At 66.4% G+C, this 17,197-nt stretch carries 16 protein-coding genes; 10 read left to right on the forward strand and 6 right to left on the reverse strand.

Annotation, left to right across the window (positions count from 1 at the left end; translation table 11 throughout):
- The first annotated feature begins 27 nt into the window (after window positions 1-27).
- The 5 genes from AUR65_RS08000 to AUR65_RS19925 all read left to right on the forward strand — a co-directional run bounded on the left by AUR65_RS08000 (window position 28) and on the right by AUR65_RS19925 (window position 4,648).
- Window positions 28-660, forward strand: coding sequence for a molybdenum cofactor guanylyltransferase (locus AUR65_RS08000; protein ID WP_058566327.1), 633 nt, complete (start codon window positions 28-30; stop codon window positions 658-660).
- 265 nt (window positions 661-925) lie between these two features.
- Window positions 926-2,680 carry a nitrite/sulfite reductase gene (locus AUR65_RS08005; RefSeq protein WP_058566328.1) on the forward strand — a complete coding sequence of 585 codons (1,755 nt, stop codon included), beginning with the start codon at window positions 926-928 and terminating at the stop codon, window positions 2,678-2,680.
- A gap of 2 nt (window positions 2,681-2,682) precedes the next feature.
- Window positions 2,683-2,862: a hypothetical protein gene (locus AUR65_RS08010; protein ID WP_058566329.1), complete on the forward strand. Its 180-nt coding sequence runs from the start codon at window positions 2,683-2,685 to the stop codon at window positions 2,860-2,862.
- 130 nt (window positions 2,863-2,992) lie between these two features.
- On the forward strand, window positions 2,993-4,126 hold the full coding sequence (locus AUR65_RS08015; RefSeq protein WP_058566330.1) for a thiolase family protein: 1,134 nt from the start codon (window positions 2,993-2,995) through the stop codon (window positions 4,124-4,126).
- Window positions 4,127-4,477: 351 nt separating this feature from the next.
- On the forward strand, window positions 4,478-4,648 hold the full coding sequence (locus tag AUR65_RS19925; RefSeq protein ID WP_004976349.1) for a hypothetical protein: 171 nt from the start codon (window positions 4,478-4,480) through the stop codon (window positions 4,646-4,648).
- A 50-nt stretch (window positions 4,649-4,698) separates the two neighbouring features.
- Here the strand turns inward: AUR65_RS19925 and AUR65_RS08020 are convergent, their stop codons facing one another.
- From AUR65_RS08020 to AUR65_RS08030, 3 genes are all read right to left on the reverse strand, one after another.
- The gene (locus tag AUR65_RS08020; protein ID WP_058566331.1) at window positions 4,699-6,606 is read right to left on the reverse strand and encodes a cation:proton antiporter domain-containing protein; all 1,908 of its coding nucleotides are present in this window, start codon (window positions 6,604-6,606) and stop codon (window positions 4,699-4,701) included.
- A gap of 129 nt (window positions 6,607-6,735) precedes the next feature.
- A complete protein-coding gene (locus AUR65_RS08025; RefSeq protein ID WP_058566332.1) occupies window positions 6,736-8,736 on the reverse strand; it encodes an AMP-dependent synthetase/ligase in 2,001 nt (666 codons plus the stop codon).
- Between the two features lie 222 nt (window positions 8,737-8,958).
- Window positions 8,959-9,867, reverse strand: a complete 909-nt coding sequence (locus tag AUR65_RS08030) for an MBL fold metallo-hydrolase (protein WP_058566333.1) — start codon at window positions 9,865-9,867, stop codon at window positions 8,959-8,961.
- 83 nt (window positions 9,868-9,950) lie between these two features.
- Here AUR65_RS08030 and AUR65_RS08035 point away from each other — a divergent pair, with 83 nt between their 5' ends.
- The 3 genes from AUR65_RS08035 (at window position 9,951) to serS (ending at window position 13,483) form a co-directional block, all read left to right on the forward strand.
- Window positions 9,951-10,211 (forward strand): hypothetical protein, encoded by a 261-nt coding sequence (locus AUR65_RS08035; protein WP_058566372.1) that lies wholly within the window; start codon window positions 9,951-9,953, stop codon window positions 10,209-10,211.
- 140 nt (window positions 10,212-10,351) lie between these two features.
- The gene (locus tag AUR65_RS08040) at window positions 10,352-11,920 is read left to right on the forward strand and encodes an SLC13 family permease (RefSeq protein WP_058566334.1); all 1,569 of its coding nucleotides are present in this window, start codon (window positions 10,352-10,354) and stop codon (window positions 11,918-11,920) included.
- 177 nt (window positions 11,921-12,097) lie between these two features.
- Window positions 12,098-13,483, forward strand: a complete 1,386-nt coding sequence (gene serS / locus AUR65_RS08045) for a serine--tRNA ligase (protein WP_058566335.1) — start codon at window positions 12,098-12,100, stop codon at window positions 13,481-13,483.
- A 102-nt stretch (window positions 13,484-13,585) separates the two neighbouring features.
- Here the strand turns inward: serS and AUR65_RS08050 are convergent, their stop codons facing one another.
- Complete coding sequence (locus AUR65_RS08050) at window positions 13,586-13,936, reverse strand: nuclear transport factor 2 family protein (RefSeq protein WP_058566336.1); 351 nt, start codon at window positions 13,934-13,936, stop codon at window positions 13,586-13,588.
- Window positions 13,937-14,050: 114 nt separating this feature from the next.
- Here AUR65_RS08050 and AUR65_RS08055 point away from each other — a divergent pair, with 114 nt between their 5' ends.
- A complete protein-coding gene (locus AUR65_RS08055; protein ID WP_058566337.1) occupies window positions 14,051-14,548 on the forward strand; it encodes a DUF367 family protein in 498 nt (165 codons plus the stop codon).
- A gap of 37 nt (window positions 14,549-14,585) precedes the next feature.
- Here AUR65_RS08055 and AUR65_RS08060 read toward each other — a convergent pair whose 3' ends face one another.
- Both AUR65_RS08060 and AUR65_RS08065 read right to left on the reverse strand, forming a co-directional pair.
- A complete protein-coding gene (locus tag AUR65_RS08060) occupies window positions 14,586-15,374 on the reverse strand; it encodes a hypothetical protein (RefSeq protein ID WP_058566338.1) in 789 nt (262 codons plus the stop codon).
- Between the two features lie 138 nt (window positions 15,375-15,512).
- The gene (locus AUR65_RS08065) at window positions 15,513-15,875 is read right to left on the reverse strand and encodes a DUF5518 domain-containing protein (RefSeq protein WP_058566339.1); all 363 of its coding nucleotides are present in this window, start codon (window positions 15,873-15,875) and stop codon (window positions 15,513-15,515) included.
- Between the two features lie 213 nt (window positions 15,876-16,088).
- Here AUR65_RS08065 and AUR65_RS08070 point away from each other — a divergent pair, with 213 nt between their 5' ends.
- Window positions 16,089-17,066 carry an NOG1 family protein gene (locus tag AUR65_RS08070; RefSeq protein ID WP_058566340.1) on the forward strand — a complete coding sequence of 326 codons (978 nt, stop codon included), beginning with the start codon at window positions 16,089-16,091 and terminating at the stop codon, window positions 17,064-17,066.
- Window positions 17,067-17,197: the final 131 nt, after the last annotated feature.

The following is a 17,197-nucleotide window of genomic DNA, read 5'->3' on the forward strand; positions in this document are numbered from 1 at the left end:
CGAACTCGAACGCACCGCCGCCTGAGAATGGCAGACGCGTCGCACCCCCACCTCGACACCGGCCGCGCGGGCATCATCCTCGCCGGCGGCCGGTCGACCAGATTCGGCGGCATAGACAAGGCGACGGCCACCGTCGGCGGCCAGCCCATGATTCACCGGGTCGCCGCCTCGCTCGACCCCGTCGTCGACGAACTCATCGTCAACTGCCGCGCCGAACAGCGCGACTCGCTCGCCGGCGCGCTCTTGGACTTCGACGTCCAGTTCGCGGAGGACCCGCACCCCGACCGAGGCCCCGTCTTCGGCCTCCGAACCGCACTCCGGGCGACGAGCGCCGAGTACGCGGCCGTCCTCCCGTGCGACATGCCGCTCGTCCCGAGCGGGTTCATCTCACACCTCTTCGGCCGCCTGCAGGGCGGCGCCGGCGTCGTCCCGAGAGTCTCCGAGACGACCCAACCGCTGCCCGCGGTCATCCACTGCCGCGCCGGCGTGGTCGCCTGCACCGACACCATCCGCGACGGCGACGAGCGCCTGCAGGCCGTCATGTCCGCGCTCGACGCCACCGTCCTCGACGACCGCGAAGTGGAGGCTCACGCCGGAACGCACGCGTTTCACAACGTGAACTCCTTCGACGACTTGCGCGCGCTCACCGTTCGTCGGTGAACCGCGTTCGAGGCCCATACCACATTATCTTCCATTACATTAGATTTAGATTGTCGAATAAACAGTCGATTATCTGCACAGAATACGACCTTATATTCGGAATATCTGGTTATAAAATGGACGAATAGTCCGTATGGCGTCGATTTCTACACATTATCAACGAATACTCTTATGAACCTCTATCGAGTCGTGTTATCACGAAACATGACCAAGTTCGGAAACAAACGCACACAAATAGTGGACAATTGCCCACTGGTGGTCGGTAATGGCGAGTAAGAAGGAAGCGTGGAAGTCGGAACTGTACGGCGACGAGGTTCGCGAGAAAATCGAGGAGTTCGCGGAAAAGGGGGTCGACGCCATCCCCGAAGACGAGCGCGACAAGTGGTTCACCCGCTTCAAGTTCTGGGGCGTCTTCCAGCAGCGGACGGGCCAGGACTCGTACTTCATGATGCGGCTGACGAACGCCAACGGCGTCCTCGACCCGGGTCAACTTCGGGCCATCGGTGAGGTTGCGCGCGACTACGCCTCCGGCCCCGTCGAGAACCCCGAGTTCGGCGACGCGTGGGTCGACCTGACGACCCGCCAGTCGATTCAGCTCCACTGGCTCGAACTCGAAGACATCCCCGAGGTCTGGGAGAAGCTCGAAGCGGCGGGCGTCTCCTCGCGGTCCGCCGGCGGCGACACCATGCGGAACATCACCGGCTGTCCGGTCGCCGGCCGCGACAAGCACGAACTCGTCGAGTCCCAGCCGCTTCTCGACCGCTTCCAGGAGGACCTCCGCGGGAACGACGCCCTGTCGAACATGCCGCGGAAGTTCAACATCAGCGTCACCGGCTGTCGCGAGGGCTGCGCACAGGACTCGATAAACGACGTGGGGCTCGAACCCGCGAAGAAAGAAATCGACGGCGAGACGGTCACCGGCTTCAACGTCCGCGTCGGCGGCGGCCTCGGCTCTCGAAAGCCGCGCGTCGCCCGCGACCTCGACATCTTCGTCGCCGACGAGGACCGCGCTTACGAGGTCGTCCGCGGCTTCGTCGAACTCTACCACGAACACGGCAACCGCGACGTTCGGGCCCGCGCCCGCAGTCGCTTCTTCGTGGACGAGTGGGGAACGGAGAAGATTCGCGACCTGCTTCAGGAGGAGTACGTCGACTTCGAACTCCAGTCTGCGGGCGAGAACATCCGCGACGAGTACACCTACAACGCGGGCCGCCCGGAGTCCGACGGGAAACACGACCACATCGGCGTCCACGAGCAGGCTAACGGCGACTACTACGTCGGCCTCAGCGTCGCCGTCGGCCGACTCACGGCGTCCGACGCCATCGAACTGGCCGACATCGCCGACGAGTACGGCTCCGGCGAGGTCCGCCTCACCCGTCGTCAGAACCCGCTTCTGATGGACGTGCCGGAGGAGAAGCTCGACGACCTGCTCGCAGAGCCGCTCCTCGGAAAACACACGCCCGTCCCGAACCCGTTCCAGCGCGGCACGGTCGCCTGCACCGGCACGGAGTTCTGCTCGCTCGCGCTCACGGAGACGAAGGCCCGGACCGCCCGGATGCTCCGGTGGCTCCGCGACAACGTGGACGTGCCCGACGACGTGAGCCAACTGAAGATTCACTACTCCGGCTGTACCGCCGACTGCGGGCAGGCGAACACGGCCGACATCGGCCTGTTCGGCATGCGCGCCCAGAAGGACGGCGAGATGGTCGAGGCCATGGACATCGGCGTCGGCGGCGGCATCGGCGAGGAGCCGTCGTTCGTCGAGTGGATTCAACAGCGCATCCCGGCGGACGAGGTGCCGGGTGCCATCGCCTCGCTCGTGGAGGCGTTCGCGGAGCGCCGCGAGCCCGGACAGACGTTCCGCGAGTGGGTCGAAGCCGAGGGGACCGAGGCGGTCACCGAGTACTGCGTCCCCGAGGAGACGGACTTCGAAGCGCCGTACATGCACGACGCGAAGCAGTCGTGGTACCCGTTCGCCGAGGACGAAGCGCAGTCCGAACAGACGGTCACGAGCGACTGAACATGACCGAACGCATCGCATCCGACGACCCGGCGGACGACGCAGACGCCGACGACGTGGCCTTCGAGCACGCCTCGGCGGACGTCGCGCCGGAACTCTTCCCGGCGGAGCCAACGGTTGCCGACGCGGGTACCGGCGGAATCCCCGGTCGGCAGGACAGCGACTCCGCCACTCGTTCCTGACGTTCCGAGACTCGGTGCCGTCGTCTCCACTTTCACCGTTTTCTCGGCGTTTTTCGACCCGAAGAACAACTCGTTACGACGAATAGTGAGTTCTAAACTATTTATGGTGTTCGAACCCTGATGATGTGCCATGCCAGAGCCAGTCATCGCGGCCGCGTACCGCACGCCGTTCGGCAAGGCGGGCGGCGTGTTCGAAGACGTTCGAAGCGAGGACCTCTCGGTCACGCTCATCGACCACATCCTCGACGAACACGACGTCGACCCCGACGACGTGGAGGACCTGATGTGGGGCGTCGCCCAACAGCGCACCGAACAGGACAACAACGTCGCCCGCGTCATCGCCCTCCTGTCGGAGCTCGGCGAGGGGACGCCCGCGACGAGCATCAACCGCTGGTGCGCCTCCTCGATGCAGGCTATCATCTCCGCGTCCGACGCCATCGCCGCTGGCAACCGCGAGTGCATCGTCGCCGGCGGGGTCGAGAGCATGTCCCGCGTGCCGATGGACGGCGACTCCTACCAGCATCTCCATCCGGAACTGAGCGAGCAGTACAACATCTTCCAACTCCAGATGGGGATGACTGCCGAGAAGGTCGCAAACGAGCACGAGGTCTCCCGCGAGGCCCAAGACGAGTTCGCGTTCCGGAGCCACCAGCGCGCCGCCGAGGCGACCGACTCGGGTCGCTTCGACGACGAAATCGTCCCGGTCGAGACGGACGACGGCGTCGTCACCGAGGACGAGGGCATCCGCCGCGACACCTCGATGGAGATTCTCGGCGGTCTCGACCCCGCCTTCTCGGGCGACGGCTCCGTCACCGCCGGTAACTCCTCGCAGATAACCGACGGCGCGGCCGCCGTCCTCGTCACCAGCCGCGAGTTCGCCGACGAACACGGCCTCGACGTACTCGCCTCGGTCGGCACGAACAACGTCGCCGGCGTCGACCCCACGGTCATGGGCATCGGCCCGGTCCCGGCCACCCGCGGCCTCCTCGACCGCGCCGGCACCGACATCGACGACTACGGCCTCGTCGAAATCAACGAGGCGTTCGCCAGCCAGTGTGAGTACTCCCGCCGCGAACTCGGCATCGACGCGGACAAACTCAACGTCAACGGCGGCGCAATCGCGCTCGGCCACCCCCTCGGGGCGTCCGGGGCGCGCCTGCCGGTGACGCTCATCCACGAGATGCAGAAGCGCGACGTGGACCGCGGCCTCGCGTCGCTCTGCGTCGGCTTCGGTCAGGGCGCGGCAATCGAGTTCAGCAGGTAGGGCGAGAATTCGGCTGTTTTTTTGGTCCAGATTTTTGCCGAGCGAAGCGAGGGAAAAAGGTGGCAGTGGTGTGGCAATCGAGTTCAGCAGGTAGGGCGAGAATTCGGCTGTTTTTTTGGTCCAGATTTTTGCCGAGCGAAGCGAGGGAAAAAGGTGGCAGTGGTGTGGCAATCGAGTTCAGCAGGTAGAACGAGAATTCGGCTGTTTTTGTTTTAGTTTTCGAAGCGAAGTCGGTGAGACCGGGTGACGACGCGACGGTCGCCTCCCGCTCGTTTCTCCGCCGCTAACGCTCACGAACATACGTGCGCCTTTCGTCACGTTCATACTCCGGAAGTCGAGAGTATCCCGGTGATGAACCTCACGACGACCGTACTGTCGGGGGCGTTCGCGGCGCTGGCGGCCGCCGGGGCCGCCTCCGCGGGGTTCGTTCCGAGGCCCGACCTCGGCGCGCCCGTCTGGTACGTCCTCGTCGCGCTCACCGTCGGCTACTGGGCGGTGTTCGTCCGCTGGGCGCGGCGCTGACCTGTCGGGGACGACGCAAAAAACCGAAATTCAGCGGGCGGCGAGAGCCGCTATTCGGGGTTGACTAACTCTTCTGCGTCCCGGACGGCCTCGCGCTCGCCGATGATGGTGATGCGGTCGCCCTCTTGGAGCGTGTACTCCGCGTTGGGGACCGTCGTGTCGCCGTTCCGCGAGACGAGGGTGATGAGACAGCCGTCGGGCAGTTCGGGTCCGACCTCGCGGATGGTCCGACCGATGAGCCTCTCGGCGGTGACCTCGACCTCTTGGACGTCGCCGGAGCGACCGATTTCGCCCATCCAGTTCGACATCGACGGGCGCTCGATGTAGTTGTCGAGCGCCTGCGCCGTGGCGATGGTCGACGAGATGGTCCGGACGCCGAGTTCTTCGAACGCCTCGACGTTGTCGGGGTTGTTCGCCCGCGCGAGGACGCTCTCGGGTTCGAACTTCGAGTTCGCCAACTGCGCGACGAGCAGGTTCACGTCGTCGTCGCCGGTCGCGGCGACCACGAACTTGGCGTTCGCGGCCCCCGCGGAGCGTAAGACGCTCGTGTCGGCTCCGTCGCCGTGATGGACGGTAAAGCCCATGTTCCGGGCTGTCTGGACTACTTCTTGGTCCTCCTCGATGAGGACCACGTTCTCTCCGCGGTCTGCGAGGCGTTCGGCGAGCGCACGGCCCACCTTCCCGCCTCCGATGATGAGTACACGCATTGGGATGACGTCGAGGTATTCTGCGATTTGGCGAGCGAGGCCGGCCTCGAAGACGACGGTCGTCAGGATGACGAGGAACACCGTGCCGACGAGAATCGAGGCGCTCTGGTTCAGCGCGGCGGCCTGCTGGGCCATCCCTTCGGCCGCGAGCCGCGTCGCCTCCTCCTGCAGGGCGATAGCGAACAGCGAGGCCACGGACGCGGGGATGATACCGCGCGGGCCGACGAAGCTCATGAAGAGCTTCTCTTCTCTCGTGAAGCGGTCGCCGCGCGCCGAGACGAAGACCAAGAGCGGCCGAATCACGAGCGCGACGGCGGCGACGACGGCGAGGCCGCCGACGCCGAGGTTCAGGAGGTTCTGGAAGTCCAACAGCGCCGCGAGGGCGATGAAGACGAACGACAGCACGAGCAGCGTGATGTCGCCCTTGAACGCCGAAATCTCCTCTTCGTACGGCACGTCCGCGTTGCCGAGGAGGATGCCGGCGGTCGCCACCGCGGCGATGCCGGCCTCCGTGGCGACGTAGTCGGCGGCCGCGTAGGACACGAGCGCGCCGGCGAGGACGAGCAGGCGCGCGTTCTGCGGCGCGTTGCCCGGCGAGAGGTCGACGTACCGGAGGGCGTAGTACAGCGCCCCGGCGACGATTGCGCCCATGACGACACCGACGCCGAGGCGCTCGGCGAACAGGACCACGAGGGCGTCGGGGCTACTGACGCCTTCGAGGATGGCCTCGAAGATGACGATGGCGACGATAGCCGCCGTCACGTCGTTGACGATACCCTCCGTGTCGAGCGCCGCGCCGACTCGGTCGCGGACCGGGACGACTTCGAGAATCGGGGCGATGACCGTTGGCCCGGTCGCGACGAGGAGCGCGCCCACGAGGAACGACACCGGCCACGGCGCGCCGAGCGCGTAGTGGACGACGACGCCGGTCGCCACGAAGGAGATTATCGCCCCGACGGTGACGAGGCGGAACGTCGCGGCCGGCGCTTCCCGTAGCTTGTCGATTCGAAGGTGGAACGCGCCCTCGAAAACGATGATAGCGACCGAGAGACCGACGATGGCCTGTAGTGCGTTCCCGAACGAGTCGGGAGAGATGACGCCGAGGACCTCGGGGCCGAGCAGGATGCCCGACGCGATGAGGAACACGACGCTGGGGACCTGAAACCGGTCCGAGAGCACCTGCGAGACCACGCCGATGCCGATTATCGCGGCGACGAGCGGGATGAGGTTGGCCCCTCCTGCTGTGGCCACTTATATCGCCTCCATTGATTCGGTGCATGTGACGACGGAAGATAAGTCCACACATCTCGGGCGGTATTTCCGCGGACTTGGGGGGAGGTTCGGCGAAAAAACGGCTGGAGACGTTTCGGCTGTCGGATTCTACTGGGTCGCGGTCCGCCCGTCGCCCCGTCGCTCTTCGGTCTGGCGGTCCTCGTCGTAGATGAGAGACACCTCGTCGGCGTAGCGGTCGAGGATGTTCCGGCGCTTCTTTTTCATCGTCGGCGTCATCAGGTCGTTGCCCTCCGAGAACTCCTCGGGGACGACGCGGAACTGTTTGATTCGCTCGTAGGACTCGAAGTTCTCGTTGGCCGCCTCCACTTCGGCCTCGATGCGCTCGTACACCCGGTCGTCGCGGCAGATGGCTTTCGGCTCGTCGGGGAGGTCGATGCCCTCCTCGTCGGCCCACTTCCGCAGGCCGTCGAAACTGGGCACGATGAGCGCCGAGACGAACTTGCGGCCGTCGCCGAGGACCATGCACTGTTCGACCACCGCCGAGGAGGCGAAGGCGTCCTCGATGGGGCCGGGTGCGACGTTCTTGCCCGTCGAGAGGACGAGAATCTGCTTGGCGCGCTCGCGGAAGGTGATGTAGCCGTCGGGCCGGAGTTCGACCACGTCGCCGGTGCGGAACCAGCGGTTGCCCTCGTCGTCCTCGACGAACGCCGCCTCGGTCTCCTCGGGGTTGTTCCAGTAGCCCTCGGTGACGCTCGACCCGCGGACGAGCAGTTCGCCCACCTCGCCGCCCGCGTCGCCGAGTCGGTCGCCGACGACGGTCGTGTCGAGTTTCGTCTCGACGTTCCGAAGCGGGTAGCCGATGGTGCCGATTTTCGGCTCCTCCGGGGGGTTGACCGAGATGACCGGCGAGGTCTCGGTGAGGCCGTAGCCCTCGTAAATCGGGAGGCCCATCGCGTGGTAGAGCGCGCACAGTTCGGCCGAGAGGCTCCCGCCGCCGCTGATGAAGAAGTCGAGGTTGTCGCCGAGCGCCTCGCGAACCTGCCCGAACACGAGGCGGTCGGCGAGGCGGTGTTTCGCGGTGAGCAGGTAGCCCGGCGCGTCGGTCGTGTGGTACGCCTGCCCGACGCCGACGGCCCACTCGAAGATGCGCTTTTTCGCGGGCGACTCGCTGGCTTGCGCCCGAATCGCGTCGTAGAGCTTCTCGTACACCCGCGGGACGCTCGTCCCGGTCGTCGGCCGGACGAGTTGGAAGTCCTCGCGGAGCGTGTCGGGGCTCTCGGCGTAGGCGACCGCCGCGCCCGCCGCGAACATCATGAAGTGCCCCGCCATGCGCTCGAAGACGTGTGCGAGCGGAAGGAACGACAGCGCCACCGAATCGGGGCCGATGACCGGCGTGTCGCCCTTGTCCGGGCGCGGGCCGAAGCGCCGATAGCTCTCGTTGACGTTCGACCGGAAGTTCCAGTGAGTGAGTTGGACGCCCTTCGGCTGGCCCGTCGTCCCCGAGGTGTAGATGAGGCTGGCGAGGTCGTCGGGGTCACGCTCGTCCAGCCACGACTTGTAGGCAGCCTCGTCGTACACCTCCTCGCCGCGGCGGTAGAGTTCGCCGAGCGTCAGCACGTCGTCGCGGTCGTCGTGGCCGTCGTACTCGTCCACGACGACGATAAACCGCAGGTCCAACTCGTCTTCGACGGCGAGCACGCGCTCCAGTAGCTCCTCGTTCTCGACGACGACGGCGTTCGCGCCGGGGTCGGAGAGCAAGTACTGCACCTGCCGCTCCGACGACGAGGTGTACACCGTGGTGACGACGCCGCCCGCGCCGAGGACCGCGAAGTCCGTCTGGGCCCACTCCATGCGCGTGTGCGAGAGAATGCCGACGCGGTCGCCGGCCTCGATGCCGAGGTCGCGGAATCCCGCCGCGAGCCGGCGCACGATGCCCCGCATCTCCTCGTAGGTCAGGTCCGCGTAGTCGCCGTCGGGGGCCGCCGGGACGACGCCTTCGGCGACCAGCGACCGCCGGTAGACGCCGCCTTTGTATCGCTGTGCGACTCGCGAGGCGTTCCGTGACGCGCTCGCTTCGAACATCCGTGGGAGGGTCGTCCGCTCGATGACAGGGTCGTCGAACGCCGCCTCCGCGTCCCGCCAGTCCATGCTCTGTTAGTAATGATTCAACATTTAAAACTATGTACGTTCGGTCTGTTGAAAGCCCGCGGTACCGCGGGGAAACGCTGATTTCGAACCCGAGCGCGGCGCTTTTGGGTCGGCAGCGGTAGTGTCAGCGCGTCGCCCGGGCTGGTTGACTCGGTCGGGTTGGCCGGATTGACCGGATTGACCGAACTGGCCGAACTGACCGAACCCGCCGACCGACTCGCGTCACTCGTCGTCGCCGATGTAGTCGAGATAGCCGAGCACGCCGCGGGTGTTCAGGCGTTCTTCGTCGCGGGCCTTCCGCTCGCCCCACACCTCGTCCATCTGGGTGTGCTCGACGAAGTGGTCGATGACGGCCTCGTCGTCGCCGAGTTCGGCGCGCTTCTGTCGGATGGCCTCGACCCACTCCACGAGGACGCGCTTGTACGCCTCGGCGAGGTCGCCGTCGTAGGGTTTCGGGCCGAAGTGGCCGAAACAGACCGTCTCGGGGTCGATGTCCTCGATGGTCCGCACGTCGTCGAGCGCCTTCTGGAGGTGGAACTGCGAGGGCGGGGAGGTCTGTCGGAGCGTCCGCGACTTCGGCTCCCAGATGCCCAGCGCGTCGCCGACGAACAGCACGTCGTCGCCGTCGTCGTGGAACATCACCTGATGCGGCGCGTGGCCGGGCGCGTGGTGGACCGTGAGCGTCCGGTCGCCGAGGTCGATTTCGTCGCCGTCGGTGAGGCTCTCGACGCGGTCCTCGTCGATTGGGCGCGGTTCGTCGTAGAACTGCCATTGGTCTTCGACGGCCGCCTTCGTGCCCTCGATGAGCCGCGACGGGTCCACGAGGTGCGGCGCGCCGATTTCGTGGGTCATGACGGTCGCGTCCGGGTAGCGCTCGGCGAGGTAACCCGCGCCGCCCGCGTGGTCGAGGTGGACGTGCGTCGGCAGGATGTACGCGAGGTCGTCGACGCCGACCTCGTCGAGCATCCCGAAGACGTGCTCTCTATCGGCGGCGATGCCGGTGTCGATGAGCGCGGGTTTCTCGGCGTCGACGAGGTAGACCGAGCCGTACTTCTCCACCTCGTACATGCCGCTGTCGACGTAGTAGAGGTCCGTACTGTCCGGGACGGGTTCGACGTCGCCAATAGCCATAGTTGACGGCCGTCTCCGGGCAAGAAAAGCGTTCGGTCGGCCGACCCCCCACGTTGATTATGGGCGACCGCAAAGCCGTCTCCATGTCCGAACAGGGTGGTGACCCGCTCCCGGACGTCGACATCTCGGACGTCTCGCCGATGGCGTGGCGACTGCTCAGAGTCGCCGCCGGCTACAACCAGCGGGCCGTCGAGCGCGCCGTCGACGACCTCATGCAGGCGCACATCTCCATGCTCGAATCCGGGAGCCGCGGCCTCTCGCGGTCGCGCCGCCGCGCCCTGCTCTCGCTGTACGCCGCGGAACTCGACGACGAACAGGTCCGCACGCTCGTCGACCACTTTTAAATCGCGTCGAGACGCGACGCGAAATCTCGCTTCTGTCTGCCGATTTCGACGGGAGGACGGCTGTCGACACCGATATACCGCCATTCGCTACCGTATTGAAAATAATTAAGTAAGACTATCGTTAGAGATCGCGTGTATCAATGATACGCGGTGTTACAAAGACTGCTCGCGGACGATTCGCCGTCTTCACGCTCGCCCTCGTCGCGTCTCTCGCGCTGGCCTTCGGGCCGTCGCTTGAGGGGCTTTCGACGCGGGGTCAGTACGCATTAGCGACGATGGTGTTCGCCGGCATCCTCTGGGTGTCCGGCGCGCTTCCCCTCGCGGTGACGGCGCTGTCGATACCGGTGTTGCTCACGGCCTACGGCGTCTACGGCGATATCGACCCGGCGCTCGCCGGCTTCGCCGACCACCTCATCTTCCTCTTCATCGCCGGCTTCATGCTGGCGAACGCGCTCCAGAAGTACAACATCGACCGCCGCATCGCGCTGTGGCTCATGGCCGTCATGGGGTCGTCGCCGCGGCGGCTCATCCTCGCTATCATGCTCGCCACGGCGTTCCTGTCGATGTGGGTCTCGAACACCGCCACGACGGCGATGATGACGCCCATCGCGCTCGGCGTCCTCGCGCAGGTGCTCGGCCGCGAGGAGGTCTACGAGGCCGACGCCGACGAGGGAACGTTCTCGAACATGCAGATAGCGACCCTTCTCGGCACCGCCTACGCCGCGAGCGTCGGCGGGGTCGGCACCCTCATCGGCACGCCACCGAACGCGGTCGTCGCCACTCAACTCAACGCGCTCCTCGGCTACGACATCGGCTTCGCCGAGTGGCTCCTCGTCGGACTCCCAATCGTCGCTATCACCCTTCCCATCGTCTGGTACCTCCTCACGTTCCGCTTCTTCCCGCCCGAGGTCGACGACGTGGAGGGCGCTCGCGAACAGGCGCGCGAGTACCTCGCCGACGAGGGCGCGCTCTCGACCCGCGGCCGTCGTGTCGCGTACATCTTCGCCGCCACGGCCGGGCTGTGGGTGCTCGGCGGCCTCGACCTCGCGTTCGAGGGCGTCCTCTCGGACCCGGTGTTCAACACCCTGTTCGGCACCGGCGAGGGCATGACGCTCCTCGGCGTCGAGGGCCATCAGGGTCTCCTGTACTACGTGATGGTCGGGATGGTCTCCATCCCGGCGCTCGTCCTCGCGGACACCATGGAGTGGGACGAGCTCGTCGACATCGACTGGGGGACGATTCTCCTCTTCGGCGGCGGCATCTCGCTGGCCGACGCGTTCGCCTCCACGGGCGCGACCCGGTGGCTCGCCGAGGCCGTCTTCGGTTCCTTGACCGGCGCGCCCATCATCCTCGTCGTCGGCGCTATCGTGCTCCTCGTCATCTTCCTCACGGAGATGACCTCGAACACCGCGACGGCGACCATCATCGTCCCCGTGCTCATCGGCATCGGGAGCGTCTTCGCGGCGACGCTCGGACTCACCGAGGTCTCCGCGGCCGTGTTCCTCGCGGTCAGCGGGGCCATCGCGGCCTCGTTCGCCTTCGCGTTGCCGGTGGCGACGCCCCCGAACGCCATCGTCTTCGGGAGCGGCCACATCAAGCAGTCTCACATGATGCGGGCCGGGACCGTCCTCAACGTCGTGATGACCGGCGTGCTAACCATCCTCATCTGGTTCCTCTTCCAGTTCGTCTGGCCGGCGTTCCTCTGGTAATCGGTCCGTCGGCTTCCGACCGCCGCGGCCGCTCTCACCGCGGATTCGCGGCGCTCTTTCGACGCGGATTTGCCGCGTTCTTTCGACGCCGTTTCGTCGCGTTCGGTCGCCGCGTTCTCGCCCCCGACCCTCGGCGATGCGATACGATTTTCCCGCCCGCCCGGAAATCATAGCCCAATGATTGACAGGCAACTGCTCCGCGACGAACCGGAGCGAGTTCGCGACGCGCTCGCCGCCCGTAACATGGAGGACGTGGACATCGACCGCGTCCTCGACGTGTACGACGAGTGGCGCTCGCTGAAGGCCGAAGGCGACGACCTCCGCCACGAGCGCAACGAGGTCAGCCAGAAGATCGGCCAGCTGAAACAGGAGGGCAAAGACGAGGAGGCACAGGAGGCCATCGACCGCTCGGGCGAACTCAAGACGGAGCTACAGGAGCTCGAAGCCCGCGCCGACGAACTCGAAGCGGAACTCGACGAGGCGCTCATGGAACTGCCGAACCTCCCCCACGAGTCGGTCCCCGTCGGGGCCGACGAGGCCGACAACGAGGAGGTCAGCCGCGTCGGCTTCGACGACCTGCGCGACCTCCCCGACGAGGTGACGCCGCACTACGACCTCGGCGAGGAACTCGACATCATCGACGAGGGCCGCGCGGCCAAGACCACCGGCTCGGGCTTCTACTTCCTGAAGGGACAGGGCGCGATGCTCGAACACGCGCTCGTGCAGTTCATGCTCGACGTGCACCGCGAACAGGAGTACGTCGACCTGTTCCCGCCGATTCCGGTCAAGACCACCTCGATGGAGGGCACCGGTCAGCTCCCGAAGTTCGCGGAAGACGCCTACCGCATCGGCGGTTCGGAGACCGAGGGCTACGAGGACGACGACCTGTGGCTCTGTCCCACCGCCGAGGTCCCGGTCACGAACATGTACCGCGACGAGATTCTGCTGAAGGACGACCTCCCGCTGAAGCACCAGGCGTACACGCCGAACTTCCGGCGCGAGGCGGGCGAACACGGCACCGAGACCCGCGGCATCGTCCGCGTCCACCAGTTCAACAAGGTCGAACTCGTCAACTTCGTCGAGCCCGAGGAGTCGTACGACCGGCTCGAAGCCCTCGTCGACGAGGCCGCCGAAGTGCTCGAACGGCTCGGCCTGCCGTACCGCGTCCTCTCGCTTTGCACCGGCGACCTCACCTTCGCGTCGGCGAAGACCTACGACCTCGAAGTGTGGGCCCCGGGCACGGAGTCCGAGGACAGCCCCGAGGACCTCGGCGGCCGCTGGCTCGAGGTCTCGTCGGCCTCGAACTTCGAGGACTTCCAGGCGCGCCGTGCCGGCCTCCGCTACCGCCCCGAGCGCCACGAGTCGGCCGAGTACCTCCACACGCTCAACGCGTCGGGCACGGCCGTCGGCCGCGTCATGGTCGCGCTGCTCGAATACTACCAGAACGAGGACGGCACGGTCGACGTGCCCGAACCGCTCCAGCCCTACATGGGCGGCCTCGAAGTCATCGAGGGCCACGAGCCCGTCGGCGAGGCCGCCGTCGGTGCCGGCAAGAAGGACTGAGCGACTGACATACGCCGCGACTGCGAGTTTCTCTTCTCTTCTCTTCTCTTCTCTTCTCTTCTCTTCTCCCCTCTCTCCCGTTTTCCCCGGCGACGCACGCCGTCAGTTCGGCGACGACTTGACGAACGTCTTCAGTTCCGAGAGCTTCCCGTCTCGCGCCCGAAACCGGTCGAGAAAGACGAACAGTTCGTCGCCGTCGCGGTCTTCGAGGTGGCCGCGGACGACGATTTCGTCGTCGGACTTCGACTGGATGTAGCGCTCGATGACGTGTCGCGTGTCCTTCTGCGGCCGGTCGTCCCGCATGAACTCGACGAACTCCTCGCGCCCCGAGAGCGCCATATCGCCGCGGTGCTGGACGAACCCCGGTTCGAGGATGTTCCGAAGCATGTCGTATCCGTGGTGGTCGAGCGCCGTGTAGTACTGCCGGGCCAGATACGTCGCGTCGGGATGCACACCCGCTATTCGTCGGCCGGCGGCAAGAATCCGACGCCGGTTTCGCCTCGCGCACGCCTCGCGCACCGACGCCGCGTTCGGGACGCTTTTCTCGGCCAGTCGCGTATCGCGGCTGTGGACCTGCACGTTCGATACGAGGGCGACGACGACCCGAAGAAGTGCACGGCGAAGAAGCTCGAACGCTTCGACATGGCCGCCCTCCACGGCTCCGACCGCGAGACTCCCTACGGCGTCGTGCTCAACCCTCACGCCGACAAGGCGCTGTCGCCCGCCGACGCGGACACCGGCGCGCTCGTCGCGCTCGACTGCTCGTGGGAGTCGGCCGGCGAGGCCATGTTCTCGCTCCCCGGCGAACACCGCGCGCTCCCGTATCTCGTCGCCGCCAACCCCGTGAACTTCGGTCGCCCGATGCAACTGACGACGGTCGAGGCGATAGCCGCCGCGCTCGTCATCTTCGGCGAGAAGAAGCGGGCCGAGGACGTGCTCTCGAAGTTCAACTGGGGCCACACGTTCCTCGAACTCAACGAGGAACCGCTGCGCCGGTACTCGGAGTGCGCGGACTCGACCGAAGTCGTCGAGATTCAACAAGAGTACCTCGAACGCGGCGAGTAGTCCGTGACTGGCACGGCCCGTCCGTCCGGGCCGCGTCTCAGAGCCGACTCGACGTCCAGTTGAGCGCGACGGTCGTCCCGGTCTCGACGCGCTCGGTCGGCGTCACCTGAATCACTCGCGCCCACGTCCCGCCGCTCGGCGCGGTGTAGTTCATCCCGCCGCAGTAACAGTCGACTTCGAGCGCGGGCTCTTCCTCGTCGTGGCCGTCGTGCGGATAGCCGGTCCGGGACCACGCGCTCCAGTCGATAGTGTCGCCGTCGTGGCGCGCGACGAGCGTGACTTTCAGCGGTTCTCCGATGGCCGTCGTCCCGTAGTGGATGTCCTCGCGGTCGGTGTCGACGGTGTCGAGCGACTGCGGCGAGTCGGGGAGCAGGTCGACCTCCGAGAGGTCTTGGGTGTCGTAGGTTTCGGTCGCCTGAACCTCGGCGTCGTCGGGCGCGCGGTACACCTCGGTCGTGAACGGGAGCGACGAGTCTTCGAGCCGAAAGCCGAGCAAGACCTCGTCCGAGGGGACCGATGTCTCTTCGACCAGCGTCGGGTGTATCTCCTCGGGGTTCTCGACGAAGTCGGCGGATTCGAGCCCGCTTTCGGTTGTTTCGTCCTCCTGTTCGGTCGTCTCGTTCGCGGTTGTCTCGTTCGCAGTCGTCTCTGCGTCGGTCGTGGTTTGCGTCTCGGTCGTGGTCTGTGTCCCCGCGTCGGTCGTCCGCGCCGTCGAGCCCGAGGCGTCGGGCGAGCTACATCCTGCGAGACCGGTGAGGCCGGCAACGGCGACGCCGAAAATCGATTGGAGGGTTCTTCGACGGGTGTGCGTTGACTCCTTACCCATGGCCGTCGGGTGTGGTCCCTCCCCCTTAGAGACCCGCGACGGTTTACGTGAAATAACGGACTTAGGACCCTGCTAAACCTCGTTTTTCGGCGGTTCCACATCCGGCGAGGTCGGAGGTCGTTCCCCCGCGCCGTCGAGCTACCCCTTCACCCACGCGCCGACGGCCCCGGCGATGGCGCTGTCGATTGCGAAGATGAGCGTCAACACGACGCCCGCGACGAGGACGCCGACGCCGCCGAGGAGGCCGCCCAGCGGGCCGCCCGCGAGTCCCACGAGACTCCCGAGCAGGGCCGCGAGGAGCGTCACGACGATACCCGAGATGGACCCCGCGACGAGGCCGTTCCACGCGCCGTTACCGAGCGTGCCGCCCGCGAGGTAGCCCGCCGCGAAGCCCCCGAGCAGGCCCGCGCCGATTTGGCCGACGAGCGGGAGCGCGAGTCCCCCGGTACCGACGACGACGATAACGACGAACCCGACGGCGACCGCCTTCCAGTCAGTCATGGGCCGAAGTAGGTCGCGGGCGGGCAAGAACTTCGTGGCGGTCGCGAGCGGGGCGGTTCGGCGTTCGCGTTCGCTCGCGTCTCCGCGTCGGCCGCCGCGAACCCCTTCGCTTCCGGTCGAACCGTGCGGGAGACCTGCACGGCGAATCCCCCGTTCGAAGCGCCGAGCCCCAAACGGACGCGCTTTTACGGCTCGGCCATGTAGCGGACTGCAATGATTTTCGAGTCTCTCCCGACCACGCCCCGGTCGGACGAACTCATCGACAAGGCCTTCTCGCGGGCCGCGCGCACGGGGCGAGCGAAGCAGAACAAGTTGGAGGCTCAGCAGTCGATGCTCCAGACGGCGTCGAACATCCTCTCGGACAACCTCGAGAACGTCGTCGTCGAGTGGCCCGACTTCGAGACGGTCGACCCCTTCTACTACGAACTCGCCGACGCCATCGTCGACGTGGACGAGGTCCGAAAGAGCCTCTCGGAAGTGATGTGGGCCTCCCGGCAGGTCGACAACATCGCCCGCGAGTACCAGCCGAAGCTCCGCAAGACCGACGCGGACCTCGCGCGCAAGCACCGAAAGCAGGCGTTCGCCCGCATGGCGAGCGTCGTCGAGGAGGTCGAAGACGACCTGCTCCGCATCGGCGAGGCGCGCGACGCCCTGAAGGACCTCCCCGACATCCGCCCGGACGAACCGGCAATCGTCGTCGCCGGCTACCCGAACGTCGGCAAGTCCTCGTTCGTCAACGACGTGACCCGCGCGTCGAACGAAATCGCCCGCTACCCCTTCACGACGAAGGGCGTCCAAATCGGGCACTTCGACCGCGACCGCATCCGCTACCAGATTATCGACACGCCGGGACTGCTCGACCGCCCGGAGGACGAGCGCAACGACATCGAGCGGCAGGCCGTGAGCGCCCTCGAACACCTCGCGGACGCCGTCCTCTTCGTCGCCGACGCCAGCGGCGCGTGCGGCTACCCCATCGAGTCGCAACTCGAACTCCGCGACGCCGTGAAGGCGCGCTTCGAGGAGCGCGACATCCCGGTGCTCACTGTCTGTAACAAGAGCGACCGCTCGACCGACATGGAGGCCGACCTCTACATGAGTGTCGAGACGGGCGAGAACGTCGAGGCCGTCCTCGACGCCGCGGTCGAGGCCATCGGGTTCGAACCCGACATCCCGCCGTCGCGCAACGAGTAAGCGACGCGGGATTTTTCGGTTCTGTCGTTTTCGTCACGCCGCAACGCCCGGAGAGCAGCGGCTACGCGGTGAATGCCTGAGAAATGAGGGCGTGGGGTGGGTCGAACCGCGAGTTCGGTCAGCGGGGCGCG

Source organism: Haloferax marisrubri, assembly GCF_001469875.2.
Taxonomy (GTDB): domain Archaea; phylum Halobacteriota; class Halobacteria; order Halobacteriales; family Haloferacaceae; genus Haloferax; species Haloferax marisrubri.